The organism is Anaerolineae bacterium (genome assembly GCA_014360855.1).
Lineage (GTDB): Bacteria > Chloroflexota > Anaerolineae > JACIWP01 > JACIWP01 > JACIWP01.
On sequence record JACIWP010000304.1, the window covers coordinates 1 to 3,434 of the forward strand.

The following is a 3,434-nucleotide window of genomic DNA, read 5'->3' on the forward strand; positions in this document are numbered from 1 at the left end:
CGTATTCTACATTTTACTTGTAGTACTTCCCCTGTCATCCCGGTCCTTTTTAGGACTTCAATGACTTCTGCAGGGGTTGCTTCTTCCAATATTATGGAGCCGGGTGCGCCATCCGGGCGACCTTTTCCAGGTGGGAGAGGAGGTGGAAGTGCTGGTGCTGTCGGTGGACATGCCGGCGCGCCGGCTGGCCCTCAGCGTCAAACAGCTCCTGCCCGACCCATGGCAGGAGGTTGGCCGGCGCTATCAGATCGGGCAGATGGTGCGGGGCATCGTCACCAGTGTGACCGATTTCGGCGCCTTTGTGGAGATCGAGAAGGGCATCGAAGGGCTGATTCATGTTTCGGAGCTGGCAGAAGGCGCCATCCTCCATCCTCGCAGTGTCATCTGGGAGGGGAAAGAGGTCTGGGCGCGCATTGTCTCCCTCGACCCGGCCAACCACCGCATGGGGCTGAGCATGCGCCAGATCAGTGGTGGGGAGACCGCCGGCTCCTGGGCCGGCATCCCATCCGACAGGACCTGAACAGAGAAGGCGGCTGGTAATGTCCTGGCGTCCGAGCTTGTCCCAGTGGGAACGATACCTCGTTGAGATTGTCCAACTCACACTGGATTTCGTCGCCCATTTCTGGCGGGAACTGGCCGGCCTGGGACTGCTGGCAATGGGCCTGGTCACGGCTGTCAGCCTGCTGTTCACCTCTGGGCCACTCGCCGGCTGGCACCTTGTGACGGCGCGCCTCCTCGGATGGGGCCTCTATCCGGCCTGTGTCCTGCTGGGCATCGCCGGCGCACTGCTGATGTTCTCCCGCTGGCTGGACCCGTTCCCGCTCCGCAAGCTCCAGATGCTGGGCATGGAGATCTGCTTCTTTGCCGGCCTGGGCCTGCTGCACCTCCTGGCCTCGAGGGAGGATATGGCCCGCGCTGCGGCGCAAGGCCGCGGAGGAGGATTCATCGGCTGGGTGGTCGCGGCCGGCCCACAGGCCCTCCTGGGGCACGCCGGCGCGCTGGTCCTGCTGGCGCTGGTCCTGTTGGCCGGCGGCCTGCTGGCGGCGCGCCTGCCCATGACCCAACTGCGCCGGCTGTGGGAGTATCTTCAGCGCGCCGCCATGATGCTGTTGGCGGAAATCCCGCCGGAGCGGGCAGAAACACCCGCCCCGCCGGCCCCTCCGAAACCCGCGCCGCAGAAGCCGGCCGCTGTCTCGACCTCCCGGCCGAAAGAAGCGCCGGCACCGGCCCCGCGCCCTTCTGTGCCGGCGGAAGCGAAGCCGCGGCGGTCGGCGCCTAAACCCCGGCCGGCTCCCCCGGCCCCTGCCGAACGCGACCCGATCCTTCCGCCCATGGACCTTCTGCGGCCGGACAGCGCGGCCGGCGTGGATGAGAACGGCGACGCGCAGTTAAAGGCGGAGATCATTATCGAAACGCTGGCCGGCTTCGGTATCCCAGCGCGGGTGGTGGATATTCACCGAGGGCCGACGGTGACACAGTTCGGCATTGAACCGGGGTATATCCGCCGGCGGGGCAAGGACGGGCGCGAGATCCTGCGCAAGGTGCGGGTGAGCAAGATTTACGCCCTGGCCAATGACCTGGCGCTGGCGTTGGCCGCCTCTCCCATCCGCATCGAAGCGCCGGTGCCCGGCCGGCCCTATGTCGGCATCGAGGTCCCGAACTCCAAGAGCGCGCTGGTCTCCCTGCGCGGCGTGATGGAGAGCGAGGCGTTCACCTCCATCGGGTCGCCGCTGGCCATTGCGCTGGGACGCGACGTCTCCGGCGAGCCGGTGGCGGTGGACCTGGCGGCAATGCCGCATTTGCTGATCGCCGGCGCCACCGGTTCGGGCAAATCTGTCTGCATCAACTCCATCGTCACTTGCCTGCTGATGCAGAACACCCCGGATATCCTGCGCCTGCTGTTGATTGACCCCAAACGTGTCGAGCTGGTGAGCTTCAACGGCGTGCCGCACCTCATCGCGCCGGTCGTGGTGGACCTGGAGCAGGTGGTGGGCGCGCTCCAGTGGGTGACGCGAGAAATGGATGCCCGCTACAAGCGCTTTGCCGATATGGGCGTCCGACACCTGAACGATTACAACCAGAAGGCCCTGCGGCACGGCGAGGAGATTCTGCCCTATCTGGTCGTGGTCATTGACGAGCTGGCCGATCTGATGATGGCGGCGCCCGATCAGGTGGAGCAGAGCGTCTGTCGCATCGCGCAGATGGCGCGGGCCACCGGCATCCATCTGGTAATTGCCACCCAGCGTCCGAGCGTGGATGTGGTGACCGGCCTCATCAAGGCCAACTTCCCGGCGCGCATTGCCTTTGCGGTCACCAGCCAGGTGGACTCGCGAGTGATCCTGGACACCGCCGGCGCCGAAAAGCTCCTGGGCCGCGGCGACATGCTCCTGATGACGCCTGACTCCAGCAAGCTCCGCCGGCTCCAGGGCTGTTACGTCTCCGACAAGGAAATCCGCGCCGTCGTGCGCTTCTGGCAGAAGACCTATCAGTATGAAATGTTCCCGCCGGCGCAGGGAGAGTCGGCCCCGGTGGAACAGCCGGCGCCGCTGTACCCCTGGGAGGGGGAAGAGTGGGCCGCCGGCGATGAGACCGACCCGCTCTTTGACCAGGCGGTGGCCCTGCTGAAGGGGAAATCATCTATCTCGACCTCCTACCTGCAGAGGACACTGCGCATCGGCTATCCGCGTGCCGCCCGGCTGATGGACCTGCTGGAAGAGCACGGCTACGTAGGGCCCAACGTGGGGGGCGGCCGCTCGCGCGAGGTACTGCGCGGGCCGGAGGAATAAGGGCACAGCGGCGCTGTACCCCTGGGGAAACCCGGATCCCCGGCCTCTTCCGGCCGGCGGGGCGACATACCGGGGGGAGCCCATGTACCTCCCATGCGAGGGACATGGGGACGCTGTTGTGAGATGACGTCCGCACGAGTATAATGATGAGGTCAGCCGGCCGTGTCCAGCCCCAACCCATCTCAGGAGGAGTGGCGCATGCAAGCGATGGAAGCCCTGTGCGCGGAGATCCGCGCCTGTCAGAAATGCGACCTGGGCAGGGGACGCACGAATGCCGTGCCGGGAGAAGGCCCGGTGCCGGCGCGCATCATGTTCATCGGGGAAGGACCGGGTTACCATGAGGACCAGCAGGGACGGCCCTTTGTGGGGGCCGCCGGCCAATACCTATCCGAACTGCTGGGACGCATCGGCCTGCGGCGCGAGGATGTGTATATCACCAACGTGGTGAAATGCCGGCCGCCGCGCAACCGCGATCCCCTGCCGGAAGAGATCGAGGCCTGCAAGCCCTACCTGGACCGGCAGATCGCCCTGGTTCAGCCGGCCATCATCGTCACGTTGGGCCGTCACTCCATGGCGCGCTACTTCCCCGGCCAGAGCATCTCCCGCATCCACGGCGTTCCCAAATACGTCGGCGGCATCTGGTGTTTC

Annotated in this window: 4 protein-coding genes; 3 read left to right on the forward strand and 1 reads right to left on the reverse strand. The window is 66.0% G+C overall.

Annotated elements, in window-relative coordinates:
• The coding region (gene rps28e / locus H5T60_13090) for a 30S ribosomal protein S28e (GenBank protein ID MBC7243365.1) at nucleotides 1-89 on the reverse strand (89 nt) is incomplete at its 3' end.
• A gap of 14 nt (nucleotides 90-103) precedes the next feature.
• Here rps28e and H5T60_13095 point away from each other — a divergent pair.
• The 3 genes from H5T60_13095 to H5T60_13105 form a co-directional block, all read left to right on the forward strand.
• A complete protein-coding gene (locus tag H5T60_13095; protein ID MBC7243366.1) occupies nucleotides 104-520 on the forward strand; it encodes a S1 RNA-binding domain-containing protein in 417 nt (138 codons plus the stop codon).
• A 19-nt stretch (nucleotides 521-539) separates the two neighbouring features.
• Entirely contained in the window at nucleotides 540-2,786 is a 2,247-nt protein-coding gene (locus H5T60_13100; GenBank protein ID MBC7243367.1) for a DNA translocase FtsK, read from the forward strand.
• A gap of 198 nt (nucleotides 2,787-2,984) precedes the next feature.
• Nucleotides 2,985-3,434, forward strand: a 450-nt coding sequence (locus tag H5T60_13105) for a uracil-DNA glycosylase (protein MBC7243368.1), incomplete at its 3' end; no start/stop codon positions are given.